Annotated in this window: 21 protein-coding genes and 1 pseudogene; 8 read left to right on the forward strand and 14 right to left on the reverse strand. The window is 72.9% G+C overall.

The annotated features are described in order from the left end of the window. Positions 1 to 8 precede the first annotated feature (8 nt). The 7 genes from ACSQ2D_RS02195 to ACSQ2D_RS02225 are packed head-to-tail and all read right to left on the reverse strand — an operon-like array spanning position 9 to position 8,386. Positions 9 to 1,295 carry a nucleotide sugar dehydrogenase gene (locus ACSQ2D_RS02195; RefSeq protein WP_435984389.1) on the reverse strand — a complete coding sequence of 429 codons (1,287 nt, stop codon included), beginning with the start codon at positions 1,293 to 1,295 and terminating at the stop codon, positions 9 to 11. After that, positions 1,288 to 2,505 carry a non-hydrolyzing UDP-N-acetylglucosamine 2-epimerase gene (wecB, locus tag ACSQ2D_RS02200; RefSeq protein ID WP_435984390.1) on the reverse strand — a complete coding sequence of 406 codons (1,218 nt, stop codon included), beginning with the start codon at positions 2,503 to 2,505 and terminating at the stop codon, positions 1,288 to 1,290. The genes ACSQ2D_RS02195 and wecB overlap by 8 nt, the downstream gene beginning before the upstream one ends. A 14-nt stretch (positions 2,506 to 2,519) precedes the next feature. Beyond that, complete coding sequence (gene wecC, locus ACSQ2D_RS02205) at positions 2,520 to 3,779, reverse strand: UDP-N-acetyl-D-mannosamine dehydrogenase (protein WP_435984391.1); 1,260 nt, start codon at positions 3,777 to 3,779, stop codon at positions 2,520 to 2,522. Positions 3,780 to 3,797: 18 nt separating this feature from the next. Beyond that, entirely contained in the window at positions 3,798 to 5,000 is a 1,203-nt protein-coding gene (locus ACSQ2D_RS02210) for a glycosyltransferase (protein ID WP_435984392.1), read from the reverse strand. Beyond that, positions 4,997 to 5,794 carry an ABC transporter ATP-binding protein gene (locus ACSQ2D_RS02215; RefSeq protein ID WP_435984393.1) on the reverse strand — a complete coding sequence of 266 codons (798 nt, stop codon included), beginning with the start codon at positions 5,792 to 5,794 and terminating at the stop codon, positions 4,997 to 4,999. The genes ACSQ2D_RS02210 and ACSQ2D_RS02215 overlap by 4 nt, the downstream gene beginning before the upstream one ends. After that, positions 5,781 to 6,695: an ABC transporter permease gene (locus ACSQ2D_RS02220; protein ID WP_435984394.1), complete on the reverse strand. Its 915-nt coding sequence runs from the start codon at positions 6,693 to 6,695 to the stop codon at positions 5,781 to 5,783. The genes ACSQ2D_RS02215 and ACSQ2D_RS02220 overlap by 14 nt, the downstream gene beginning before the upstream one ends. Then, positions 6,692 to 8,386 (reverse strand): glycosyltransferase family 4 protein, encoded by a 1,695-nt coding sequence (locus tag ACSQ2D_RS02225; RefSeq protein WP_435984395.1) that lies wholly within the window; start codon positions 8,384 to 8,386, stop codon positions 6,692 to 6,694. The genes ACSQ2D_RS02220 and ACSQ2D_RS02225 overlap by 4 nt, the downstream gene beginning before the upstream one ends. A 217-nt stretch (positions 8,387 to 8,603) precedes the next feature. Here ACSQ2D_RS02225 and ACSQ2D_RS02230 point away from each other — a divergent pair, with 217 nt between their 5' ends. Together ACSQ2D_RS02230 and ACSQ2D_RS02235 are read left to right on the forward strand one after the other, a co-directional pair. Continuing rightward, positions 8,604 to 10,484: a glycosyltransferase family protein gene (locus ACSQ2D_RS02230; RefSeq protein WP_435984396.1), complete on the forward strand. Its 1,881-nt coding sequence runs from the start codon at positions 8,604 to 8,606 to the stop codon at positions 10,482 to 10,484. Between the two features lie 9 nt (positions 10,485 to 10,493). Next, complete coding sequence (locus ACSQ2D_RS02235) at positions 10,494 to 11,708, forward strand: hypothetical protein (RefSeq protein ID WP_435984397.1); 1,215 nt, start codon at positions 10,494 to 10,496, stop codon at positions 11,706 to 11,708. Here ACSQ2D_RS02235 and ACSQ2D_RS02240 read toward each other — a convergent pair. Further along, the gene (locus ACSQ2D_RS02240) at positions 11,653 to 14,610 is read right to left on the reverse strand and encodes a glycosyltransferase (RefSeq protein WP_435984398.1); all 2,958 of its coding nucleotides are present in this window, start codon (positions 14,608 to 14,610) and stop codon (positions 11,653 to 11,655) included. The genes ACSQ2D_RS02235 and ACSQ2D_RS02240 overlap by 56 nt on opposite strands. An 82-nt stretch (positions 14,611 to 14,692) precedes the next feature. Here ACSQ2D_RS02240 and ACSQ2D_RS02245 point away from each other — a divergent pair, with 82 nt between their 5' ends. Together ACSQ2D_RS02245 and ACSQ2D_RS02250 are read left to right on the forward strand one after the other, a co-directional pair. Next, positions 14,693 to 15,565 (forward strand): DNA-formamidopyrimidine glycosylase family protein, encoded by an 873-nt coding sequence (locus ACSQ2D_RS02245; RefSeq protein WP_435984399.1) that lies wholly within the window; start codon positions 14,693 to 14,695, stop codon positions 15,563 to 15,565. A 68-nt stretch (positions 15,566 to 15,633) separates the two neighbouring features. Continuing rightward, a complete protein-coding gene (locus ACSQ2D_RS02250) occupies positions 15,634 to 16,062 on the forward strand; it encodes a VOC family protein (RefSeq protein WP_435984400.1) in 429 nt (142 codons plus the stop codon). Positions 16,063 to 16,087: 25 nt separating this feature from the next. On the opposite strand, the gene ACSQ2D_RS02255 is transcribed toward ACSQ2D_RS02250, so the two are convergent. Genes ACSQ2D_RS02255 through ACSQ2D_RS02265 form a run of 3 tightly spaced genes read right to left on the reverse strand, consistent with a single transcriptional unit; the run spans position 16,088 to position 20,075 of the window. Then, the gene (locus ACSQ2D_RS02255) at positions 16,088 to 17,008 is read right to left on the reverse strand and encodes a carbohydrate kinase family protein (protein WP_435984401.1); all 921 of its coding nucleotides are present in this window, start codon (positions 17,006 to 17,008) and stop codon (positions 16,088 to 16,090) included. A gap of 26 nt (positions 17,009 to 17,034) precedes the next feature. Next, positions 17,035 to 18,294: a hypothetical protein gene (locus tag ACSQ2D_RS02260; protein WP_435984402.1), complete on the reverse strand. Its 1,260-nt coding sequence runs from the start codon at positions 18,292 to 18,294 to the stop codon at positions 17,035 to 17,037. Positions 18,295 to 18,350: 56 nt separating this feature from the next. Then, a complete protein-coding gene (locus ACSQ2D_RS02265; protein WP_435984403.1) occupies positions 18,351 to 20,075 on the reverse strand; it encodes a glycerol-3-phosphate dehydrogenase/oxidase in 1,725 nt (574 codons plus the stop codon). 102 nt (positions 20,076 to 20,177) lie between these two features. Here ACSQ2D_RS02265 and ACSQ2D_RS02270 point away from each other — a divergent pair, with 102 nt between their 5' ends. Both ACSQ2D_RS02270 and ACSQ2D_RS02275 read left to right on the forward strand, forming a co-directional pair. After that, positions 20,178 to 20,690 carry a YfbM family protein gene (locus ACSQ2D_RS02270; protein ID WP_435984404.1) on the forward strand — a complete coding sequence of 171 codons (513 nt, stop codon included), beginning with the start codon at positions 20,178 to 20,180 and terminating at the stop codon, positions 20,688 to 20,690. Between the two features lie 27 nt (positions 20,691 to 20,717). Further along, positions 20,718 to 20,876 carry a DUF1660 family phage protein gene (locus ACSQ2D_RS02275; protein WP_435984405.1) on the forward strand — a complete coding sequence of 53 codons (159 nt, stop codon included), beginning with the start codon at positions 20,718 to 20,720 and terminating at the stop codon, positions 20,874 to 20,876. A 180-nt stretch (positions 20,877 to 21,056) separates the two neighbouring features. Here ACSQ2D_RS02275 and ACSQ2D_RS02280 read toward each other — a convergent pair whose 3' ends face one another. Further along, entirely contained in the window at positions 21,057 to 21,248 is a 192-nt protein-coding gene (locus ACSQ2D_RS02280; protein ID WP_435984406.1) for a hypothetical protein, read from the reverse strand. Positions 21,249 to 21,379: 131 nt separating this feature from the next. Here ACSQ2D_RS02280 and glpK point away from each other — a divergent pair, with 131 nt between their 5' ends. After that, entirely contained in the window at positions 21,380 to 22,906 is a 1,527-nt protein-coding gene (gene glpK, locus ACSQ2D_RS02285; protein WP_435984407.1) for a glycerol kinase GlpK, read from the forward strand. A 16-nt stretch (positions 22,907 to 22,922) separates the two neighbouring features. On the opposite strand, the gene ACSQ2D_RS02290 is transcribed toward glpK, so the two are convergent. After that, positions 22,923 to 23,429, reverse strand: a complete 507-nt coding sequence (locus tag ACSQ2D_RS02290) for a MarR family winged helix-turn-helix transcriptional regulator (protein ID WP_435984408.1) — start codon at positions 23,427 to 23,429, stop codon at positions 22,923 to 22,925. Positions 23,430 to 23,525: 96 nt separating this feature from the next. Here ACSQ2D_RS02290 and ACSQ2D_RS02295 point away from each other — a divergent pair. After that, positions 23,526 to 24,665: pseudogene (locus ACSQ2D_RS02295) on the forward strand (MFS transporter); the annotation flags it as partial. Positions 24,666 to 24,728: 63 nt separating this feature from the next. Here ACSQ2D_RS02295 and tpx read toward each other — a convergent pair. After that, complete coding sequence (tpx, locus tag ACSQ2D_RS02300) at positions 24,729 to 25,223, reverse strand: thiol peroxidase (protein ID WP_435984409.1); 495 nt, start codon at positions 25,221 to 25,223, stop codon at positions 24,729 to 24,731. Between the last annotated feature and the right edge of the window lie 9 nt (positions 25,224 to 25,232).

Consider the following 25,232-nt stretch of genomic DNA (forward strand, 5'->3'; position numbering starts at 1 on the left):
GCCACCCGTCAGAGGCGCTCGGCGCGGTCGCCCGGTGTGACGGCGCCACGGGTGTCGAGGAAGCGTCGTGACGCCGCCGCGAGCGCGTCGACGTCGTAGCCACGGTGCCGCTGGAGCAGCACGACGACGTCGGCGTCGGAGACGGCTGCGTCGAGGCGCGACACCGACGCCGCGGCCACACCGAGCTCCGCGCCCAGCTCGTCCCAGTGGTCGATGAGGGGGTCGTGGAACGACAGCACCGCACCCTGCTCGAGGAGGCGCCGGGCCACGGGGACGGCGGGCGACTCGCGCTGGTCGGCGATGTCGGCCTTGTACGTCACCCCGAGCAGCAGCACCCGTGCGCCCCGGAGCGCCTTGCCGTCCTCGTTGAGCGCGTCCTGCACCCGCCGCGCGACGTAGGCGGGCATCGAGGCGTTGATCTCCTGGGCGAGCTCGACGAAGCGGAAGGGGTAGCCGAGCCGCGTGCGGACGTTGTGCGACAGGTAGTTCGGGTCGATCGGGATGCAGTGGCCACCGACGCCCGGACCTGGGTAGAAGGCCTGGAAGCCGAAGGGCTTCGTGCGCGCGGCCGCGATGACCTCCCACAGGTCGATGTCGAGGTCGTGGCAGAAGCGCGCCATCTCGTTGACGAGAGCGATGTTGATGTGGCGGTACGTGTTCTCGAGGAGCTTGGCCGTCTCGGCCTCGCGCGTGCCCCGCGTCGGCACGACGGTGTCGACGAAGAGCGAGTAGAAGGAGACCGCCGCCTCCGTGCACGTGGGCGTGTGGCCGCCGACGACCTTCGGGGTGTTGCCGATGCCGTATGCCGTGTTGCCCGGGTCGACGCGCTCGGGCGAGAAGGCGAGGGCGAAGTCCACCCCGGCGCGCAGCCCGGACGTCTCGAGGATCGGGCGCACGACCTCGTCGGTCGTGCCGGGGTAGGTCGTCGACTCGAGGACGACGAGGGTGCCCGGGGCCAGGTGGTCCGCCAGCTCGGTCATGGCCGACCGCACGGCGCCGAGGTCGGGGCCACCCTCGGCACCCAGCGGCGTCGGCACGCAGACAACGACGGCAGCGGTGTCGGCGAGGCAGGCGGGGTCGGTCGTCGGCTCGAAGCCGGAGCACATCATCTTGGCCACGTCCTCGTCGGACAGGTCGTCGACGTGCGACCGCCCGGCCGCGAGCGCGGACACGACGGCGGCGCTGGAGTCGAGCCCGGCGACGGCGAGCCCGGCGCCCACGGCGGCCTGCGCGAGCGGGAGGCCGACGTAGCCGAGCCCGACGACGACGACGTCGTGGCGCGGACGCTCAGACACGGAGGAGGTCGGGGCTGTCGGTGGCGCGCGACTCGTCGGGGTCGAAGTCGGGGGCGCGGTGGCCGAGGCCGAGCAGCTCGGCGATGGCGGCGACCGACCGCTCGGCGGCCCGACCGTCGCCGTAGGGGTTCACGGCGTTCGCCATGGCGGCGTAGGCGTCGACGTCGTCGAGCAGCTCCTCGACGGCGGCACGGATCGTCGCGCCGTCGGTGCCGACGAGGCGGACCGTCCCGGCCTCGACGGCCTCGGGCCGCTCGGTCGTGTCGCGCATGACGAGCACCGGCTTGCCGAGGCTCGGTGCCTCCTCCTGCACGCCGCCCGAGTCCGTGAGGACGACGGTCGCGCCGGCGAGGACGTGCGCGAACTGGTGGTAGTCGAGCGGCTCGGTGAGCAGCACGTTGTCGAGCGACCCGAGGAGAGGCTCGATGACGTCGCGCACGATCGGGTTGCGGTGCATCGGCAGGAGGACCTGCAGGTCGGGGCGGTCGAGCGCGAGGTCGCGGATCGCGGTCATCGTCTCGACCATCCGCGGTCCCCACGACTCGCGACGGTGGGAGGTGACGAGGAGCAGGTCGCGCCCGCTCGTCGCGTGCCCGACGGCCTCGGCGACGCGGGGGTCGTCGAACTCGACGGGCTGCGCGGTCGTCCACTGGAGCGCGTCGATGACGGTGTTGCCGGTCACGGGGACCCGCGACCCGTCGATCGACTCCCGCACGAGGTTGGCCTTGGACGTCGCGGTCGGCGCGAGGTGCAGGTCGGCGAGTGGCGCGGTCAGAAGGCGGTTGGCCTCCTCGGGGAAGGGGGAGCGCACGTCGCCCGTGCGCAGGCCGGCTTCGAGGTGGACGACGGGGATGTGCTCGTAGAAGGCGGCGAGGCCGGTCGCGAGCACCGTCGTCGTGTCTCCCTGGACGACGACGACGTCGGGCCGCGTCTCGCGCAGCAGGGCCGAGGTGGCGAGCACCGTGCGCGCCGTGATCTCGGCGAGGGTCGCGCCCGGGGCCATGAGGTCGAGGTCGTGCGCCGGACGGATGCCGAAGAGGGCGTTGACCTGGTCGAGCATCTCGCGGTGCTGCCCGGTGACGGCGACGACCGGGTCGATGCGGTCGTCGGCCTCGAGGGCCGCGACGAGCGGGGCCATCTTGATCGCCTCGGGACGTGTCCCGTAGACGGTCATGACGCGGTGCCGGGGAGCTGGGCGTGCAGCGTTCATGGTCCGGATCTCCTTCAGCGCCAGAGGCCGCGGGTGTCGACGAGCTCGCGACCACGCAGATCGCCGAGGCTGACGGAGCGGAAGGCCGCGTGGTCGACGAGCAGGACGACGACGTCGGCGTCCGCGATGGCCTGCGCGGTCGCGGCGAGCTCGACGTTCGGCAGCTCGGCGAGGCTGCGGGGCAGCGCGTCGACGTGCGGTTCGACGGCGAGGACCCGCGTGCCGGGGAGCTCGGCCGCGAGGGTCTCCGTGATGAGCAGGGCCGGTGACTCGCGCAGGTCGTCGATGTCGGCCTTGAACGCGAGACCGAGGCAGGCGACCGTCGCCCCCTCGCCGTTCGGGCGACCCGCCGCCGCGAGGGCGTCGGACACCTTCCGGACCACGGTGCGGGGGCGGGCGTCGTTCGTCTCGCGGGCGGCCCGGATGATCCGCGCCTGCTCGGGCGCCGCCGAGACGATGAACCACGGGTCGACGGCGATGCAGTGGCCGCCGACGCCGGGGCCGGGCTGGAGGATGTTGACGCGCGGGTGGTGGTTGGCCATCGAGATGACCTCCCAGACGTCGAGGCCGATGTGCTCGCAGATCTCGGCCAGCTCGTTGGCGAAGGCGATGTTGACGTCGCGGAACGCGTTCTCGGTCAGCTTGGACATCTCGGCCGACTTCGCGTCGGTGAGGATGATCTCGCCCGTGACGAACAGCCGGTAGACCTCGGCGGCGCGCAGCGCGCACTCCGGCGAGAGGCCGCCGACGATGCGGTCGTTGGAGAAGATCTCGACCATGATCCGGCCGGGCAGCACCCGCTCGGGGCAGTGGGCGAGGTGGACGTCGGAGATCCCGCCCATGTGCGGCAGCTTGAGGTCGGGGCGCAGGTCCGAGATCCACTCGGAGATGAGCTCGGTCGTGCCCGGCGGCGACGTCGACTCGAGGATGACGACCTCACCACCGCGCAGCATCGGCGCGATGGCCTCCGTCGCCGAGCGCACGTGCCGCAGGTCCGGCTCGTGGTCTCCCATGAAGGGGGTCGGCACGGCGATGAGGTAGACGGAGGCGTGCGGCATCGTCGTCGTCGCGGTGAGGAGGCCGTCGGCCACGGCCGAGGCGATGGCGACATCGAGGTTCGGCTCGACGATGGGCACGCGTCCGGCGTTGATCTCCGAGACCGTGCGCTCGTTGACGTCGACGCCGGTGACCCGCAGGCCGTGGCGGGTGAGGGCGGCGCAGGTGGGCAGGCCGATGTAGCCGAGGCCGATGACGGCGATTCCGTCCTCGAACATGGTGGATCTCCTGTGCTGTCAGTGCTGCTGGTGGGTGGCGGGATGGGCGTAGGTGCTGGGTCGCGCGGCGACGTCACGGGGCTCGTCCGCGCCGCGGTGGCGCTGGGCCAGGTCGGTGACGTGGCGCACGAAGTCGCGGCCGATGACGTTCCAGTCGTGGTGCTCGCGGGCGTACGCGTGTCCGGCCCGTCCCAGGGCCGCACGTCGCTCGGGGTCGCGGGCCAGCTCGATGAGCGCGGCCGCCGTGGCCTCGGCGTCGTCGAAGGGCACGACGATGCCGCAGCCGGACCGCTCGACGAGGTCGGCGGCGAGCGGCAGCGGCGTCGTGATGACGGGTAGGCCGTGGGCCATGTACTCGATGACCTTCGTCGGCATCGAGTGGCGGTAGTTCGGGCGGTCCTCGAGGAGCGAGAGGCCGGCGAGGGCACCGTCGAGCATCGGGAGGGCCCGGGAGCTCGGCACGAAGCCGTGGTGCACGACGTGCCCGCACTTGACGCCCCAGTCGACGGTGTCGGCCGTGCGGGTGTCGCGGGCGCCCCCGATGATCTCGACCTTGACCTCGCCGCGGGTCGCGACGGTGAGCAGGCGCCCGGTCTGGAGCAGGGTCGCCGCGCCGCGGGCCATCGTCAGAGAGCCGAGGTAGACCGCGCGCGACGCCCCTGGGGCAGCGGCCGCGGCCGGGACGCGCACGGTGTTGGGCACGACGACGTGGTCGCGCTCGAAGCGGTCGGCGTAGGCGTGCTCGGCGAGGATGAGCTCGTGGCGACGCTCCGCGTGCCGCTCGATGGCACGGGCCGCGCGGGCGATCGGCGCGCGGGCGCGCGCCGGCACCCAGGGCTTGGCCTCGATGGCCGCGGCCGTGTCCTCGTGGACGTCCCACACGAGGTTGTCGATGCCGAGCCCCGCTGCGGCGGCGACGATCTCGGGGTCGTGGACGAGCACGACGTCGTGGTGGCCGGCCTCGTGGGCGAGCAGCCGACGGGCCGCGCGGAAGGCCTCGCCGCGGGAGCGCCCGGTGGCGTGCGGGAGGTCGACGGGGCGCAGACCGGCCACGTCCGGCAGGTCGAGCCCGTGCGCGACGAAGGGGGCGGCATACGTGACCCGCATGCCGGCGTCGAGGAGCGCGCCGATCTCGCGGTGGCGGATCCGGGCGTCCTCCGGGTGGTGCACGACGGTGACGACGAGGGCGCTCAGGGGGCGTGCGGGGGCACGGGGGCTCACGCGGTGACCTTCCGGTGGGACTGCTCGTAGGCGCGGACGACCTCGTCGGTCGGGCCGTCCATGACGAGCCGGCCCTGCTCCATCCACAGCACGCGGTCGCACGACTCGCGGATCGCGGCGTTGCTGTGGCTGACGAGGAAGACGGTGCTCGCGTCGCGGCGGATCTCGGCGATGCGGTCGCGGCTGCGGGCCTGGAACTCGGCGTCGCCGGTCGCGAGGGCCTCGTCGATCATGAGGATGTCGGGGGCGGCCGCCGTCGAGATGGCGAAGCGCAGGCGTGCCCCCATGCCGGAGGAGTAGGCGCTCATCGGCAGGTCGACGAAGTCGCCGATGCCGCTGAAGTCGACGATGCCGTCATACCGCTCACGCACCTGGCGCGGCGTCAGTCCCAGCGCGAGCCCGCCGATCATGACGTTCTTGGCGCCGGTCAGGCCGGTGAGCAGGACGGCGTTGACGCCGAGGAGCGACGGGCGACCGGCGGCCCAGACGCGCCCGTTCGTCGGCGGCATGAGACCCGCAACGGCGCGCAGCAGCGTGCTCTTGCCCGAGCCGTTGCGCCCGATGATGCCGACCGCCTCGCCGTGGTTGACGACGAACGAGACGTCCTTGACGGCGTGCACCTTGCGCACCGAGCTGACCGGGTTGCGCCGCGTCAGCAGCCGCTCGACGAAGGGCAGCTCGCCGCCCGTGTCGGTGCCCTTCTGCTTGGCCCCGAAGACCGTGTAGACGATGTCGAGCCCCGAGCAGACGACGCTCGGCGTCGTCGCGTCGGCGGCCACGTCAGTTGCTCCCATAGCGACCCTCCCCGCGCCAGAAGAAGACGATCCCGGTGATGCCGAGCCCGACTCCCCAGGCCGCGGCCGCGACCCAGCTGCCCCACGTCAGCGGGTACTGGTCCATGAGGGCCTCGCGCGCGGTCGTCATGCTCACCGCGAGCGGCTGGTAGAGCAGCACGAGGCTGACGAGCCCGTGACCCGCGTAGTGGGGGATCGAGAAGAAGACGCCCGACACGTAGCGGGCGAGGCGCACGCCGACGGGCACGAGGTTGGCCGAGTCGCGGGCCGCGTTGACGACGCGCGCCAGGAAGAAGGCGAGGCCGAGGTTGATGAGGCTCTGGAAGACGAGCGCGACGGGGAACAGCAGCCAATGCGGCGAGAACGGCTCTCCCGTCAGCGGGATCATGACCATGAGCACGGCGAAGGCCGGGACGTTGACGAGGAACTGCGTCAGCGTCACCGAGATGGGCAGCACGGCCCGGGGGAAGCGCAATGCGCGCACGAGCCCGATCTGCCCGACGACCGCCCGCGAGCCGGCGATGATCGCGCTCGCGGAGTAGCCGAAGACGAAGATGCCGATGGTGAGGAAGGCGATGTAGTTCGACGTGCCGCCGCGCGTCTTGAGCAGCAGCCCGAAGATCAGGTAGTACGACCCGACGAGGAGCAGCGGGTTGAGGACGGCCCACAGCTGGCCGAGGTAGTTGTTCTGGTTCGTCGCCCACGCCTGGGCCGACGACAGGTGCCAGACGAGGTGGCGGTAGCTCCAGACCTCGCGGACGTAGCCGACGAGTCCCGGCCTCACACCGAGCTCCTCGAGACCGGCGGCGCGCGCGAGCGCGGCCGCCTCCTCGGGGGTGAGCCGGGCCGGCACGGCCGGCGCCTCCCGAGCCTCCACCACGTTGCTGCTCCCGATCGTCATGCCGCCACCGCCTGCACCTGCTCGTAGACCTGTCCGTATGCCGCCGCGGCCACCGACCACGTCCGCTCGCTCGCGACGTGGTCCCGTCCGCTCGCACCGAGCCGGCGCCGGCGGTCCGGGTCGGCGACGAGCTCGCGCAGTGCCTCCGCGAGCAGCAGCGGGTCGGCCGTCGGGACGACGAGTCCGCGGTCCGGGCCGACGAGCTCGCGCAGCGGCGGGAGGTCGGTGACGACGACCGGACGTCCGAGAGCCATCGCCTCGACGGGCTTGAGGGGCGGCACGAGTGCCGTGACCGGGGTGGCCCGGCGGGGGAGGCAGAAGACGTCGATGGCCGCGTGGTGCTCGTGGGTGCGGCTGTGCGGCACCCGCCCGGTGAGGACGAAGCGCGTCCGCGTGCCCGACCTGCGCAGCTCGGCGGCCCGCCGGGTCAGGCGGTCACGGGCCGGGCCGTCCCCGACGACGAGGACGACGAGGCGCGCGTCGTCGAGCAGGCCACCCGCGTCGAGGAGCGCGTCGATGCCCTCGTACGCGTTGAGCGTCGAGACCGTGCCGACGACGACGTCGTCGGGCCGGATGTCGAGCGCCTCGCGGACGGCTGCGCCGTCGGGGGTGGAGGCCAGCAGGGCATCCGGCACGCAGTTGCCGATGACGTGCACCCGGGACGGGTCGACGCCCCGGGCGACGACGTCGTCGCGCATGCTGCGGGACAGGGTGACGACGGCGTCGGCGAGCGAGAGGCAGCGCGACTCGGTCCGGCGGGTCCACCGGTAGAAGTCGCTGCCGACGTCGCCGCCGCGGGTGCGCCACGTGTCCTCGAGGAACCCGCGGGCCTCGTAGACGACCGGCACCCCGAGGTGACGACCTGCGAGGAGCGCCGCCTGCGCGTTGACGTGCTTGGAGTGGGCGTGGACGACGTCGGCACCCACCGAGCGGCCGAGCGCGGCGACCGTGGCGGCATACGCCTGCAGGTGACGGTCAGGTAGGTCGAGGCGGCGTCCGGCAACGAGGTCGCGGTGGTAGGGCACCCCGTCGAGCGTCGTGAACGGGGACGCGCCGAGGTGTCCCTGCGCGACGGGGTAGCCCGGCGGGGTGCACACGTGCGCGTCGATCCCGGCCGCGCGCTGGGCGGCGACGAGGCCCTGGGTGCGCACCGTGTAGCCGGCCTGGACCTCGGGCAGCGAGTTCGTGACGACGTGGACGACGGCGGTGCGTGCGGCCGAGGCCGTGGCCCGGTGCGGGCCGTCGGCGGTGGGCAGCTGGTCGAGGGCCTCACCCGTCAGAACGGAGCGCTCGCCGACGAGCCAGCGGCGATGTGCGCGGGCGGCCGGGTTGCGCAGGCCCTCGAGGGCGCGCTGCGCGCCGCTGACGTCACCGGCGGCGTGCGCGAGGTAGGCGGCGGACGAGCCCGTGGTCGCCCCGGTGGAACCGGCTGTCGCACGGTCGATCCCGGCGAGCTGGCCCGTCGCGGCCGCGGCCGCGAGAAGGTGCTGCGCGCGCCGCGGACCGGCGCCGCGGAGCTCGTCGGTGAGGCGACGCCGGGCGAGCTCGCGCTGGCCGGAGGCTGCGGCGGCGATGACCGACAGCGGCCCACGGCTGCGCCGGCTCAGCTCGCGCTGCGCTCCGGCGGGGAGCACGCGGGCACCGACCCACACCGCCTGCCACGGGTTGCGGGCGAGGTGGGCGCGGGCCACGCACGCGGCGACGGGGAGGTTCGCGACGAGCAGTGCCGTCGTGGTCGGGACGTCACCAAGTGTTCGGCTCCCCGTTGCATCGCGTGGACCGGGGGCGCCAAGAGCGGATGCCACACTGGCGCCGAGTCTGGAGGTCACGCACCGAACGTTGCAGTCCCACTCCCAACGGCGGACCGGCCCGGGCGGAACGTCAGTCGAACAGAGAGAGAAGTTTGTGGTGAACACGCGGCAGCAGCTGCTGTCCGACCTCGACCGAGCCCGCACCGCTGCAGTGCGGGCGGCGCGGGATCCCCAAGCGCGACAGGCGCTTCCGCGCAAGATGCGCACGGAGGTCGAGCGGCGGCTGCCCCGGGTGAGGTCGGCGCGGCTACGCGTCGACCTGCCGCGACCTGAGATCCCGAGCGGTCCGGTGGCACGTCCGGAGGTCGTCGCGGCGGTGGTCCTCGACGACTTCTCGCAGCTCGCCCTCGGCTACGAGTGGACCCAGGTCTGTGTGACGCCGCAGGACTGGCGCGACCAGCTGGCGGCCCACCCGGTGGACGTCCTCTTCGTCGAGTCGGCGTGGGCGGGCAACGGGGGCACGTGGCGCCTCGCGATGACGACCGACGCCGGGACGTCGCCCGAGCTGCGCGCGCTCGTCGAGCACTGCCGGTCGATGGGGGTCCCGACGGTCTTCTGGAACAAGGAGGACCCGCCCAACTACGACCTCTTCGTCGAGACGGCCCGCCTCTTCGACCACGTCTTCACCGTCGACGCGGGGCGCATCCCCGACTACGAGCGGGACCTCGGTCACTCGCGGATCGGCTTGCTGCCCTTCGGGGCCCAGCCGCGCATCCACACCCCGGTGCGTCATGGAGCCGGCCGCAGCCGGGAGGTCGCCTTCGCCGGCAGCTACTTCGCCGACAAGCACGACGAGCGCCGGGCGCAGATGGCGTACGTCCTCGAGCCGGCGCTGCCGCTCGGGCTCGAGGTCTTCTCTCGCCTCGCCGGCCGTGACCCGCGCTACCAGTTCCCGAGGGCGTATGCCGCCGCGCTCGTCGGGAGCCTCCCGTACCGTCGCATGCTCGGCGCCTACACGGCCTACAAGGTCTTCCTCAACGTCAACTCGGTGACGGAGTCGCCGACGATGTGCGCCCGTCGGCTGTTCGAGCTCTCGGCCGCGCAGACACCGGTGCTGTCCGGGCCGGCCGCGTCGGTCGAGCCCTTCTTCGGGGACACGGTCCGCGTCACGCACAGCGCCGAGGAGACGACCCGTGAGCTGCGGGCGCTGCTCCAGCACGAGGACTACCGCGACCGGCTCGGGCTGCGCGCCCACCGCCGGGTGCTCGACGCCCACACCTACGGCCACCGCATCGACACGGTGCTCGCCGCCGTCGGCCTCGAGACGCCGGCCCGCGACCTCAGTGTCTCGGCGGTCGTCCCGACGATGCGTCCGGCTCAGGTCGACCACGTGCTGGGTTTCACGGCGGCGCAGGCTCACGAGGACCTCGAGCTCGTCCTCGTGACGCACGGCTTCGAGCTCCACGAGGACGACGTGCGACGCCGGGCCGAGGCCGCCGGGCTCGACCCGACCCGCGTGGTCGTCGTGGGGCGTCCCTCCGCAGACACCCTCGGGGCGTGCATGAACGCGGGCGTCGAGCACGCCTCGGGTCGCTACGTCGCCAAGATGGACGACGACAACGTCTACGCGGAGCACTACCTCCGCGACCTCGTCCGGGCCTTCGACTACACCGACGCCGCCGTCGTCGGGAAGTGGGCGCACTACGCCCACCTCACCGCGACCGGGGCGACCCTGCTGCGCTTCCCCGACGCCGAGCACCGTTACGTCGACCTCGTCCAGGGCGGGACGCTGCTCCTCGAGCGCGGCCTCGCCGCACGGCTGGGCTTCGAGGACCTGCCGCGCCGCGTCGACACGACGTTCCTCGACAAGGTGCGTGCCGAGGGCGGGCGCATCTACTCGACCGACCGCTTCAACTTCGTGTCGGTGCGTGCGACGACGCCGGACGGCCACACGTGGCCGATCTCGGACGTCGAGCTGCTCTCCCGCCGCGGGGTGCTCGCCTTCCACGGCGACCCCACCGTCCACGTCACCGTCTGAGAGGCCGTCATGACGACCCCCGCCCGGCGCCTCGTCGCGTCCTACTGCTTCCCGCCCTACAGCGACACGGCTGCCGTCGTCGCGGCCAAGAGGGTCCACGACCGCGGCGAGCCCGTCGACGTCATCTGCAACGCGATGGACTCGATCCGCCACCAGGACCCCGACCTCGTCCAGCTCTGTGGCGGCCTCGTCCGGCGCTTCGCCGCAGTCCCGTCGCGGACGGCCTTCAGCTCGTGGGGCTCGATCGTCGACTACCAGCACCTGGGCCTCGAGACCTTCCTCCGCTGGGAGTCGCTCCAGGGGGAGTACGAGTCCGTCTACAGCAGAGCGCAGTTCGCGGCCTCCCACTTCCTCGCGGTCGCGCTGAAGACCGCGCGACCCGGGATCCACTGGGACGCCGAGTTCTCCGACCCCCTGTCGCACGACGTCCTCGGTCAGGTGCGGGCAGCGCCCGCCCACGACGACCGCACCCTCGCGAGGCTGCGGTCGGCGGTCGAGGCGGCCGGGTTCCGCCCGCCCACCGGCCTCAACGCGTTCGAGTGGTGCGAGGTCGCGGCGTTCGCCCTCGCGGACTCGGTGATGTTCACGAACACGCGACAGCGCGACGTCATGCTCGAGCGCTGCCACGACCGGGACCTCGCGGCCCGGGTCGAGACGGTCGCCGTCGTGTCACCGCACCCGACCCCGCCGGCCGCGCTCTATGACGCGAAACCGTCCACCTACCAGCTCGATCCGGGCCGTCGGCACATCGGCTACTTCGGCAACTTCTACGCCAACCGCGGCGTCTCCGGGGTGCTCGACGCCCTGGCCCTCCTCCCTCGCGAGTCGCGCGACCGCGTCATGCTCCACGTCTTCACCTCGAAGCCGGAGGAGCTGCACGACGTCGTCGTCGGCCGCGGTCTCGCCGACTGCGTCCGCGTCGGGCCCTTCGTCGGCTACCTCGAGTTCCTCGCGCTCTCGCGCCGGATGGACTGCCTCCTCGTCAACGACGCGGTGAGCCCGCCCGGGGCGCCCAACCCCTTCCTGCCGTCGAAGTGGAGCGACTACCGCGGCAGCGGCACCCAGGTGTGGGGTGTCGTCGAGGAGGGCAGCGCGCTCGACGAGCAGCCCCTCGACCACCGCTCGCCCATCGAGCACGTCAGCGCAGCGGTGCAGGTGCTGCGCCGGATCAGCGCTCTCCCAGCACGATCCGCCGCAGCCGCTCTGCCGAGTCCGTCCCGCTGAAGCGCTCGCGCACCGTGTCGACGGTGCGCCCGCTCGCGTCGTCCCACGTGCCGGAGCCGCTGACCCGCAGGATCCGCTCGGCGGCCTCGGCCGGGGTGGTGGACACCCAGTCGGCGGGGAAGAGGCCCGTGGCCCCTCCGATGCCGGCATACACCGGCCAGTCGCGCACGACGGGCACGGCGCCGCTCGCCGCCATCTCGACGAGGCCGATGTGGAAGCCCTCCCTGCGGCTCGAGCTGACGGCCCACCCGACCTCGCGGAGGTGCTCGGGCAGCCGGGTCGTGTAGCCGACGAAGTCGACGCCGTCGGCGACGAGCGGGTCGGCGAGCCGGGCGTGGAAGGCGCGCGCGGCCTCCCGCTCGACGGGGTTGGGGTCGTCGACGGCGAAGTCCGTGCCGATGAGCCGCAGCCGCCAGCGCGGGTCCTGCCGCCGCAGCGCGGCGAGCACGTCGAGGGTCCACAACGGGTCCTTGACCTGCTGCGCCCAGCCGACCATCCCGAGCGTCGTGCGGGCGGCGTCGGTCTTGGGCAGCACGTAGCGCTCGACGTCGACGGGGTTGGCGACGACGTGCTGGCGTATGCCGTCCAGACGTCCTCCCAGCGCCGCCGCGGCCGCGCGCCGCAGGTGGTCGCTCGGGAAGACCACGTCGTCGACCTTGTCCCACTCGGCGGTGTGCAGCCAGGCGCTCAGGGTGTCGACGCCGTGGAGACGCACGACGATGCGCGTCCCCTCGGGCACGACCTGCGTGACCCAGGTCAGGCCCTTGTCGGCCCAGTCGACGAAGACGACGTCGGCCGAGAGCGCCTCCGCGGTGGCGAGGTCGAGGGCCGGGGGGTGTCCGGTCGCGGCGAGCAGCCGCTCGCGCACCGTCACGGGGTCGACGCCGGTGTTGGCGAAGCGCTTCTGCCGGGCCGAGAGGTCGAGCACCTCGACGTCGGCGTGCTCGGCGAGCCCGGCGACGACCGCGGAGGCGAACTTCGGGTAGGCGCCCGGCAGCACGGTGACGCGCGGTCGGCCGCTTCCGGGCGGCGTGGCCTGACGGGTGGTCGGGCTCGGGGTGCGCAGACCGAGCAGGCGCCCGACCTCGGTCTCGCGCAGGGGCGCGAGGAAGGTGTCCGGCTCCGACACGATCGCCGAGCGCGTCTCTGCCGTGTGCAGGCGCCGCGTGAAGAGCAGGTCGAGCGCGACCGTCGTGAGGAAGGCGGCGCGGTCGAGGTCGCCGTCCGCGAGCGCCTCGTCCGTGTGACGCAGCGTCACCCGGGCGGCGCCGACGACGTCGACGGTCCCGGGGTCGACCCCGGTGAGGACGGCGTGCAGCGCCCGGAGTGCCGGGTGGGGGAGCTCGCCGAAAAGGGCCTCCCGGTCGTCGAGCAGGGCGGTCGCAGCCTCGAGCCGCCCCGCGCGGAGCAGCCGGTAGGCCACCATCGTCCACAGCTCGGGGTCGAGCTCGACCCGGGTGCGTGCGGGCTGGTCGCGCAGGAGGCGCGATGCCGCACGGGCGGCGTGCGCGTCGGCGAGCGAGCCCCGCAGCTGGCTGGCGGCCGTGCGCAGCACGAGGCCGGCGAGCTCGTGCGCGCCGACGGTGGGACTGTCGTCGCCCCACGTGCGCAGCAGGGTCGAGCCGGCGCGGTCGAGGACGACCCGCGTGCCCGGCTCGGCGAGCAGCGCGGCCGCGCGGGTGTCGACGCGGCCGTAGGCGGGTGCGGCCAGCCGGGCGGGCACGAGCTCGGGGAGCGCGCGCCGTCCCAGGCGCAGGCCCTCCTGCGAGGCCCGGAGCGCGATCCGTCGGTGGCGGGGCCCGCCGGCCGTGAGCCGGGACTCGATCCAGCCGAGCGAGGTGGGGAGCACCTCGATGCGATGCGTGTCGGGCAGCCTGCGCAAGCTCTGCTTGAGCCGACCTCGGTAGTGCAGGACGCGGATGCCGTGACCGCTGCGGGCGAGGAAGCCGAGCATCCGCGCGTGCGCGTTGACGGACCCGGCGCTGCCCGCGACGACGACGAGGGACCGGGCGTCGGACGGTGGCGTGTGGAAGAGGCCGAAGCCGTCGGCGGTCCCGTCGACGTGGGCCGGGTCGAGGGAGGTGATGCCGGGGATGCCGGCGTGGCGGAGCGCGGCCTCGACGTGGGCCCGGCCGCCGGGGTGGGTCTCGGCGACCTGCCGCAGGTCGGCGACCTCCGCGGCCACGAGGGCGTTCGTGACCGCGGTCCGGTCGGCAGGGTCGGCCTGCGTCCCGGTCGTCAGGGCCGTGAGGACGGCCAGGTGGGAGCGGACGGCCGCGTCGGGGTCGACGTCGACCGCAGCGCCGGTCCGGTGGTCGGGCGTGCCGAGAGGGGCAGGCGTCAGGTCGAGCTCGGCGAACTGGCGGTCGAACCGGCTGAGCAGCTGCCCGTGGAGCACCGTGTCCTCGCTGCCGCAGAGACCCTCGACGAACGGGGTGTCGACGAGCCACCGGGTCGGGTAGAGCCTGCCGCGCCGCCCGCGCAGGCTCTCCGCCGCGAGGTGCGGCGCGACATGGCGCGGGGCGTCGTCGCCCGCCGGCGTGGTGCTGACGACGATGCGCTCGCGGTGGCGGACGGCGTACAACGTCTCGAGGTGCGTCGGCGCGACCGCGTCGGTGCCGTCGACGAACGTTGTCCACGGGGCGCGCGCGAGCCCGACGCCGACGTTGCGGGCGGCGCCCGGGGAGCCGGCGACGGCGTCGACGAGCTCGACCTCGTGGCCCGCCAACGGTCCCCGCGCCGCGCGCTCGACGGCGTCCCGGGCGCTCGACCCCGGGCCGTGGAGCACGACGACGACCTCGAACCGGTCGGCCGGGAGGGTCTGGGCCGCCAGCGCACCGAGGCACGCGGCCACCCGGTCGCAGGAGCCGTGGGCGGACACGACGACGGAGAGGTCACGCACCCGGCGAAGGTAGTCGGGAGATGTGAATAGGCTGGACGGGCGCGCGACCGCGCAGGTGAACGACCGGTGATCAGGAGGTGGCGTGCCCGAGGGAGACACCGTGTGGCGCACGGCCACCCGGCTCGACCAGGCCCTCGCCGGCCGCGAGATCGTCGAGTCCGACCTGCGCTGGCCGGGCGAGATCGCGACCGCCGACCTCACCGGCCGCACGACGCTCGAGGTCGTCAGCCGGGGCAAGCACGTGCTGCACCGCGTCGAGGGTGGTCTGACCCTGCACTCGCACCTGCGCATGGAGGGTCAGTGGCGCGTCGAGGCGACGGCCGGCCTGCCCGCCCGGTGGCGGCGCAACCCGCAGCTGCGGGCCCTCGTCGCGGCGCCCGACTGGACCGCGCTCGGGCTGCGCCTCGGCATGCTCGACCTCGTGCCGACCGCGCGTGAGAGCGACCTCGTGGGCCACCTCGGGCCCGACGTGCTCGGCCCCGACTGGGACCTCGAGCGAGCCGTCGCCAACGTCGCCGCCGCCCACGTCCCCGTCGGGCAGGCGCTGCTCGACCAGCGCAACCTCGCGGGCGTCGGCACCATGTGGTGTGCCGAGACGCTCTTCCTCGAGAAGGTGCCGCCGTGGAGCGTCGCCGACGAGCTCGGCCGCGAGACCGTCGAGCGGGTCGTGGCCCGGGCACACCTCCTCATCGACAACGGCCGGCGCCACGCGGTGCAGTCGAGCACCGGGAGCCAGCGCCTCGACGAGGCGCACTACGTCCACGCGCGGAGCGGTCGGCCGTGCCGGCGCTGCGGCGCGACGGTGCGGGTCGCGATGATCGGCGAGCCCACGCGCGAACGCACGATGTTCTACTGCCCCGGCTGCCAGGGCGGCCTGGGACCGACCGACGACGGCCGGACCCAGGCTCCTCTCGGCTCGAACCGGGGAGCAGCCCGGTCGCGACGCTCGTACTGAAAGCGGCCGCGGCTGTCGGTCGGCGGTCCTACCGTGAAGGATCCGCTTCACCCGAGAGGAGCACGGCCATGGCATCCCGCCTCAACCCCTACATCGGTTTCAAGGACGACGCCAGAGCGGCGATGGAGTTCTACAGGTCCGTCTTCGGCGGCGAGCTGACGGTGTCGACGTTCGGCGAGTTCGGCGACAGCGGGCCGAATGCCGACAACGTCATGCACGCCCAGCTCGAGACGCCGAGCGGCTACACGATCATGGCGTCGGACACCCCCGAGCAGATGCCCTACCAGCCGGGCACCAACATCTCGGTCAGCCTGAGCGGCGACGACACCGACGAGCTGCACGGCTACTGGGACAAGCTCGCCGACGGCGGCACCGTCATGATGCCCCTCGAGAAGCAGGCGTGGGGCGACGAGTTCGGCATGCTGACCGACCGGTTCGGCATCGGCTGGATGGTCAACATCGGCAGCGGGACGTCGGACGACGCACCGTCGGAGTGAGCGCCGAGGCGGTCCGGTCGGGTGCTCAGTCCCGGCCGGTGCCGCCGTAGTGGACCGACAGCCGGCGGGCGAGCTCGGCCGGGTCGATGAGGCTCGAGTGCGTCCCGGCGGTGCCGCAGGCCCACGCGCCCGCGACGGTGCCGGCCCGGGCCGCCGCGCGGGCGTCGCCTCCGGCCAGCCACGCGTGCAGGAACGCCGAGACGTACGCGTCGCCCGCGCCGTTCGAGTCGACGGCCGGACGGCCCTCGAGGTCGACGGCAGCCACGGCGAACGACCCGCCCTCGCGCACCGTCACCCGGCTGCCGCGGGCGCCGTCCATGACGACGACGAGCCGCGCCCGCCCGCGGTCGAGCACGTCGGCGACGACGTCGTCCTCGACCCCGTGCAGGCGCGAGCCCGACACGAAGACGAGGTCGGCGGCATACGCGAACGGGCGGTGGTGCGGGTTGCGGCCGTCCCAGTCGTGCAGATCGGTCGACGTCGTGGCTCCCGCGGCGGCGGCGTCCTCGAGGGCACCGACCGTCCACGGCATGATCGAGGCGTGGACGTGCCGCGCCTCCTCGAGTGGTCCGCGCCAGAGCGCCGGGTCGGGAGCGAGGTCGTAGGGGTGGCGCGGGTCGTAGAAGGACATCCGGCGTCCCGCCGCGTCGACGAGGTTCACGGCGCGACGCGTGCCGCTCCCGTCGACGACGTGGTCGAAGGCGAGGCCCTCGGCCGCGAAGCGGTCGAGCAGCATCCGGCCCTCGTGGTCGTCGCCGATGACGTCGACGAAGCGCGTGGCGAGCCCGAGCCGGTGGCAGCCGAGCGCCACCCCGCTGCCCGTGTGGCCCACGACGGTGTCGATCGGCGGGACGACGTGCGAGTCGGCGAACGGGACGGGGAGCGTCTCGACGCGCACGATGGTGTCGACGCCGGCACCGCCGACGACGAGGACGTCAGTCTTCACGGCCTCATTGTGCACGGCCGGGGCGCTCAGGGACGTGTGACGCTGAGCAGGCCGAGGCACATCTCGTCGGTCGTGCCCTCGCCCCAGACGACGTAACGCTCGGGCAGGCCCTGGAGGTCGGGCAGCTTGTCGCGCCAGGCCTGGTCGTGCGTGCAGCTGACCCGGATCGAGTCGCCGGGGCGGATCGCCGTCGCCGGGATCGGGACCGAGCCCTGGTTGTCGAAGTCCCAGACCGTGATGTCGAGGAGCGTCCTGGCGCGAGCCGTGCCCGGGTTGAGGTCGATGCGCAGGGACGAGCCGAGCAGGTGCATGTGGCCGGCCACGGCACGGATCGTCGCGGCCTGCTCGACGCGGCGCGTGCAGGACTGGGTCGCGCCAGGGGTCGGGATGAGCGTGCCGTTGCAGACGAGCAGCAGGCCGTTGACGATGGGCGACGACATGGCGCCGAAGCGCTCGGTGACGTCGGCGACGGCCGCGTTGCGGTCGCACAGTGGCCCGGACTTGCCTGCGCGACAAGGCAGCTCGACCGGCGCGGGGTAGAGCATCGTCTCGAGCGGCTTGAGCTTCGACGAGGACGAGAGGCGCAGCTTGACCGAGGTGCGGTCGGGCGTCACGCCGTGCCGGAGGTTGTAGTGCACCTGCATGACGAGCAGGGAGCCGCGCTGCATGGGGATGCCGACGTCGGCCGGCAGGACGTTCTCGCGCCCCCCCGGTGCCCAGGCGCCGACCCACGGCGCGTCGTCGAGGCTGGCGCCACGCGAGCCGAGTCCGGTGCCGCCGAAGCAGGTCCAGCCGTTGCCGCCGGACTCGGCGTCCCGGGCGCGGGCCGCGGCGGCCGCGGACGGTGGCACGCGGAAGAGGATGACGTGGTGCACCTCCTGTGGCTGGCCCGGGGCGATGTCGAATCCGGTGACGAACGCGTCGCGCGTCACCTGCGGGTCGAGGACGAAGCACCGGTAGTCGTCGGTGCCGGTCGTCGGGGCCTTCGGCGTGTAGGAGACCGGGGACGTCACGGTCCGCATCGACTCGCCGGCCCGGAGCGCGGCCGGCTTGGCAGGGGCGACGGGCTTGGCGGCGTGACCGGTGGCGGCCGTCGTCGGGTGGTCGGTGGCGCTGGCAGACCCGGTCGTGTGCCCGGTCGTGTGCCCGGTCGCGTGCCCCTCGAGCCGGGCCTGTGCGGTCGGGTTGGGCGTGCCGCAGCCCGCGACGAGCATGGCGACCGCCGCGACGGCGCCCACGACGGCGGGGGTCGCCCGCATCGCGGTCCGGCCGCGTCGAGTCCTCATCCCGTCAGTCTAGGAACGAGGACGCCCTTCGGAGCTGTTGTCGAGCGTTCGGTCCGTCAGGCCTGCTCGGGCGCCCGGCTCACCGGGATGCGGCGCACGTCGGGGGCGCTCAGTCGTTCGGCGTTGGCCTCGGAGTCGGCGAGCTCCTTCTGCGACTCGAGCTCGGCCTCGACCCGGGCGATGTAGCCGGACACCTCGGCCTCGACCCGCTCGGCGTCCCACCCGAGCACCGGCGCCACGATCTCGGCCACGGCGCGGGCGCTGTCGGCGCCGCGGCTCGAGGTCTCGATGGAGATGCGGGTGCGGCGGGCCAGCACGTCGTCCAGGTGCAGCGCGCCCTCGTGCGTGGCGGCATACAGCGCCTCGACCCGGAGGTACTCCTCCGCGCCGGGGAGCGGCTCGTAGAGCGAGCGGTCGTCCTCGGCGAGGGCGAAGAGCTCGTGGACGAGCGAGCCGTAGCGCTCGAGCAGGTGCGTGATGCGCCAGACCGGGAGGTCCTGGTGGCGCGCGAGCCGGTCGATCTGGTTGACGAGCGCGACGTAGCCCTCGGCGCCCGAGAGCGGGATGAACTCCGTGACGCTGTCGGAGACGTCGCCACCGATGTCCTCGCGTGCGGCGTCCACGGCGTCGGCGGCCATGACGCGGTAGGTCGTGTACTTGCCGCCCGCGATGGAGATGAGACCGGGCTGCGGGCGGGCCACGGCGTGCTCGCGCGAGAGCTGGCTCGTGTCCTCGCTCTCGCCCGAGAGGAGGGGCCGCAGACCGGCGTAGACGCCCTGGATGTCGTCGTGCGTCAGCGGCACCTTGAGCACGGTGTTGATGTGCTCGAGGATGTAGTCGATGTCGGCCCGGGTCGCCGCCGGGTGGGCGAGGTCGAGCTCCCAGTCGGTGTCGGTCGTGCCGATGATCCAGTGGGTGCCCCACGGGATGACGAAGAGGACCGACTTCTCGGTGCGCAGGATGAGGCCGGTCTCGGAGTTGATCCGGTCGCGGGCGACGACGATGTGCACGCCCTTGCTCGCGCGCACGTGGAAGCGGCCGCGACCGCCCGCCATCGTCTGGATGTCGTCGGTCCACACGCCGGTGCAGTTGATGACCACGGACGCCCGGACCTCGGTGCGCTCGCCCGTCTCGACGTCCTCGACGAGGGCTCCGACGACCCGCTCGCCTGCGCGCAGCAGCTCGACGACCCGGGCGGAGGCGACGACGGTCGCGCCGTAGGCCGCAGCGGTGCGGACCGTCGTCAGCGTGTGGCGGGCGTCGTCGGCCTGGGCGTCGTAGTAGAGGAGCCCACCGGTGAGGGCCTCGCGCTTGAGGGCCGGAGCGAGCTTGAGCGCGCCGGTGCGGGTCAGCTGCTTGTGGCGCGGGACCGAGCGGGCGCCGCCCATCGAGTCGTAGAGGGTCAGGCCAGCGGTGACGTAGGGCCGCTCCCAGCCGCGGTTGGTCAGCGGGTAGAGGAAGGAGACGGGCTTGACGAGGTGCGGGGCGATGCGGCTCAGCATGAGCTCGCGCTCCTTGAGCGCCTCGCGCACGAGGTCGAAGTTCATCTGCTCGAGATAGCGCAGACCGCCGTGGAAGAGCTTCGACGAGCGCGACGAGGTGCCCGAGGCGAAGTCGCGCTGCTCGACGAGTGCCGTCGAGAGGCCGCGGGTGGCCGCGTCGAGGGCGACCCCGCCGCCCGTCACCCCGCCACCCACGACGAGCACGTCGAACTGCTTGGTGGCGAGGCGCTTCCACGCCCGCGCCCGGTAGTCCGTGTCCAGCCGCACTGGGCTCGTCATCGGTTCCCCTTCGCGTCGGTGCCGAGAACGACACTCTAACGAGCCAGATCCGGTGTCGACTCCGGGCTGTTCACGGGGCGGTCAGCCCGTACCCTCGGCGCCATGGGCATGACGGTGGTGGCACGGGAGCTGGACTCCGAGCAGCTCGCGAGTCTCCTCGCGGACCCTTCGATCGCGAACGACCTGATCCTCGACGAGGTCGACGACGAGGACGAGGACGATGACGAGGACGGCAGCGACGGCTGGCTCGATCTCGACAAGGCGTGGCACGGCGTCCACTTCCTGCTGACGGGTGCGGCCTGGGGCACGGACAACCCCCTCGGCGGAGCCGTCCTCGGCGGCCGTGAGGTCGGTGGGGACGACGGCTACGGGCCCCCGCGGCTGCTCGAGCCCGACCTCGTCCGTGAGGTGGCCGAGGCGCTGGGCGTGGTCACCGACGCAGAGCTCCGCGCTCGCTTTGACCCCGAGGAGATGCAGCGCCTCGACATCTACCCCCAGATCTGGGACGAGAGCGACATCCTCGACGAGTACCTCATGCCGAACGTCCAGCAGCTGCGCGACTTCTACGCCCGTGCCGCGGCTCACGACGCCGCGGTTCTCATCGGCGTGCAGTAGACGCCGAGCTGGGGCGACACTGGGCGGGTGAGACTCATGTGGATCATCTGCCAGTTCGCCGGCCACCGGTGGCGCCGTGAGAGCCGCGACGAGGAGACGATCATCGTGTGCGGACGGTGCGACGCGGTCAGCCGCGTGGCGGAGGCGCGTGAGCGCCACCGCCAGCTCGGACGCGGCGAGCTGTAGACGACCCTAGGAGGGTCGAGGGTCGTCGGGCGGCTGACCAGAGCCGTGCCGTCTTGGGGTTGTGGCACCCCCCTGCTCAGCGACTGCGCGTTGGTGACGGCGGTGGGTGACCGTGATGGGCACGGGCGACGATGTCACCAGAACCGCTGCCTGCTGCTCCTCGACGGTGTGGAGGGCGGCCTACGCCTCGATGATCCGTCCCTCGAGCCGCGCCCTCTCGGCCTCGAGCCGCTCGATGTGGCCGAGGCTGGACTCGGCTGCCGCCAGGAGCGTGGGAAGCGGGTTGCGGGCGGACGGCGTGTGCCCGGCATGCACGATCAACGCCGTCAGCATCGCCTCCAGGGCGGAGGGTGGGGCGTCGACGAAGGGCATGTCCGATCAGAACATGTGTTCGACTGGACTGCACAGTCTATCCACAGCGAATGTGATTGGAGCACAGAGGGATTCAGTCCCGTGAGGAGTTGATGGGTGACGTCCGGGCGCGCCGACGGTACGGTCTGGTCATGCCGACGGAGCAGCGCAGCCATGTCGTGTCGATCGACCAGGGGACGACGAGCACCCGGGCCATGGTCTTCGACCGCAGGGGTCGGGTCGTGGCCGTCGACCAGATGGAGCACCGGCAGATCTTCCCCCGGGCCGGCTGGGTCGAGCACGACCCGATGGAGATCTGGCAGAACACCCGCGTCGTCGTCGGCGGAGTGCTCGGCAAGGCCAACCTCAACGCCACGCACGTCGCCGCGGTCGGCATCACCAACCAGCGCGAGACGACCGTCGTCTGGGAGCGGGCGACCGGTCGGCCGATCCACAACGCCATCGTCTGGCAGGACACCCGCACCCAGGCGATCTGCGACGAGCTGGCCCGCGACGGCGGCATCGAGCGCTTCAAGGACGTCACGGGCCTCCCGCTCGCGACGTACTTCGCCGGCCCCAAGGCGCGCTGGATCCTCGACCACGTCGACGGCGCCCGCGAGCGCGCCGAGGCGGGTGAGCTGCTCTTCGGCACCATCGACACGTGGCTGCTCTGGAACCTCACGGGCGGCGCGGCCGACGGCGGCGTCCACGTCACCGACGTCACGAACGCCTCGCGGACCCTCCTGATGGACCTGCGCACCCTCGACTGGGACGCGTCGGCCGCCGAGGCGATCGGGATCCCGCTCGCGATGCTCCCCGAGATCCGCTCCTCGTCCGAGGTCTACGGCTCGTGCAAGCCGGGCATCCTCATCGACGTCCCGGTCGCCGGCATCCTCGGCGACCAGCAGGCGGCGACGTTCGGACAGGCGTGCCTCGATGTCGGCACGGCCAAGAACACCTACGGGACCGGCAACTTCATGCTCCTCAACACGGGCGAGGAGATCGTCGCGTCGGAGAACGGGCTGCTGACGACCGTCTGCTACCAGCTCGGTGAGGAGAAGCCCGTCTACGCCCTCGAGGGCTCCATCGCCGTCACCGGGTCGCTCGTCCAGTGGCTGCGCGACAACCTCGGCCTCATCAAGGACGCCAAGGAGGTCGAGGCCCTCGCCGCGAGCGTCGACGACAACGGCGGCGCCTACTTCGTGCCGGCCTTCTCGGGCCTCTTCGCCCCGCACTGGCGCCCCGACGCACGGGGCGCGCTCGTCGGTCTCACGCGCTTCGTCAACAAGGGGCACATCGCGCGAGCAGCCTTGGAGGCCACGGCCTTCCAGACGCGCGAGGTCCTCGAGGCGATGAACGCCGACTCCGGCGTGCCCCTCACCGAGCTGCGGGTCGACGGCGGCATGGTCGTCAACGAGACGCTCATGCAGTTCCAGGCGGACCTGCTCGGCGTCGACGTCGTGCGACCCGTCGTGGCCGAGACGACCGCCCTCGGGGCCGCGTATGCCGCGGGCCTCGCCGTCGGCTACTGGGAGAGCACCGACGAGATCCGCGAGAACTGGGGTGAGGACCGCCGCTGGACCCCTCAGATGGACGAGGCAGAACGGGAGCGCCTCTTCCGCACGTGGAAGAAGGCCGTCGAGCGCACCCTCGACTGGGTCGACGACGACACGCCCTGACCCGCATCCCGATGGCTCAGGCCCCTTCCTCGAGGTGGAGGACGACCTTGCGCAGGAGGCCGTTGAGGGCGGCGAGCTCCTTGGCGGTGAGGCCCGAGAAGGCCTCCTGCTCCCGAGCCATGCCGGCCTCGATCCCCTTCTCCCACAGCGCTCGTCCTGACGGTGTCGGCCGGATGAGGATGCGGCGGCGGTCGACGGGGTCGATCTCCCGGGTCGCGTGGCCACGCTGGACGAGCCGGTCGACGCGCGAGGTCATCGCAGCGCGGGTCACGCCGCACGCGTCGGCGAGCTGGGCGGGCGTCGCCTCCTCGGGGTAGGGCTGGATCATGAGCGCGTGGAGCGTGCGGTAGTCCTCGATCGTGTCGTCCGTGCCGGCGTAGCTCGCGTGGTCGGCGGCCTTGAGCCGCTTGGTGATCGCCTGCATGCGCGTGACGGCGCCCTCGACCTCGGGGTCCATGTCCTCGAGCAGGCCGCTCCAGCGCGCGACGTGCCGGTCGACCGAGTCCTGCCGCGCTCTCGCCATGCCCTCAGTCTCGCAGAGGAACCCGCCCAGCGAGTGCGGGTCCTGACTATTCGTTGACAGATAGTCAGACGTCTAACTATCCTTGAGGTCATGACGATGCGTGATCTCCTCGCCCTCCGCGACGTCCGGCTCCTGCTGGCGGGCCAGGGCCTCTCGTGGATCGGTGACGCGTTCAACCCGATCGCGCTGTCGGTGGCGGTCGTCCTCGGTGGCGGGGGAGCGGGCGAGCTCGGCGTCGTGCTCGCGAGCGCCGTGGTGGCGCGCCTCCTGTGCACCCTCGTCGGTGGTGTCTGGGCCGACCGCGTCACGCCCCACCGGATCATGGTCGTCGCCGACCTGACGCGCGCCGGGTCCGTCGCCGGCATGGCGCTCGCCTTCGCGCTCGGCGACCCGCCCGTCGCCCTCCTCGCCGGTCTGGCCGCCGTCACGGCCGGCGCCGGCGCGTTCTTCTACCCGGCCTTCGTCTCGCTGCGGCCGCTCATCGTGCCGGCCACGGCGCTCCAGACCGCCAACGGCGCCATCAGCTTCCTCCAGTCCAGCGCCCAGGTGGGCGGTCCGGTCCTCGCAGGCCTCGTCGTCGCCCGGTTCGGCCCGGTCGCCGGCTTCACGGTCAACGCGCTGACGTTCCTCTGGTCGGCCGTGTGCGTCGCCCGGCTCCGGGCGCGCGCCGACCACCTCGCGGAGCGCACCGGCCTGCTGACCGAGATCCGGGAGGGCCTCGCCGAGATCCGCGGCCGCGACTGGCTGTGGACGAGCCTCCTCGCGGCGGCGATGTTCCACGTGGCCAGTGGGGTCTTCATCGTCCTCGTCGAGGTGACCGCCGTGCGCGACCTCGGCGGCGCCCACGCCCTCGGGCTCATCACGGCGGCCCTCGGCGTCGGTGGGCTCGTGGGCGGGCTCGTCGGGATGCGGGTCCAGCCGCGTCGGATGCTCCTCTGGGCCTTCGCCGCCCTCGGCCTCTTCCCGCTCTTCCCGCTCGGGTTCGCCTGGCCCGGCGGGCTCGTCGCGATCATGGCGCTCGCCCTCGTTGCGCAGGCCGGCCTGCTCTACTTCGACGTCGGGTGGCAGACCGCCATCCAGCAGGGCGTGCCCCACGACCGGCTCGCCCGCGTCGTCTCGTGGGACGTGCTCATCTCGTTCGTCGCGCTACCCCTCGGCAACGTCCTCGCCGGCCCGCTCAGCGAGCACGTCGAGACCTCCGACCTCATGGTCGGCATCGCCGTCTGGATGCTCGTCGCCGGCTGCTGGCCGCTGCTCGTGCGCAGCGTCCGCGGCTTCACCCGCGCGTCAGGACGCGCCTCAGGACAGGGCGGCGATGGCGGCGTCGTAGTCGGGCTCCTGCCCGATGGACGGGACGATCTCGGTGTGCGCGACGGTGCCGTCGGCGTCGATGACGACGACCGCACGGGCGAGCAGGCCGGCGAAGCCGCCGTTCTCCATGCGCACGCCGTAGTCGTAGCCGAAGCCGGATCGGAACGAGGACGCCGCGACGACGTTGTCGATGCCCTCGGCGCCGCAGAAGCGGTTCAGCGCGAACGGTAGGTCGGCCGACACGCAGACGACCGACGCGTTGTCGAGGCCGGCGGCGAGCTCGTTGAAGCGACGGACGCTCGCTGCGCAGACGCCGGTGTCGACGCTCGGGAAGATGTTGAGGACCACGCGCGTGCCGGCAGGCAGCGTCACGTCGTCGCGCAGGTTCGTGCCCGTCAGCGTGAACGCCGGGGCGGGGGTGCCCACGGCCGGCAGGTCGCCGACGGTGTGGACGGTGGTGTCTCCGAGGGAGGTGGTGGCCATGGACGTATC

It is taken from the genome of Terrabacter sp. LjRoot27, from assembly GCF_964254175.1.
In the GTDB taxonomy this organism is placed as follows: Bacteria; Actinomycetota; Actinomycetes; order Actinomycetales; family Dermatophilaceae; genus Terrabacter.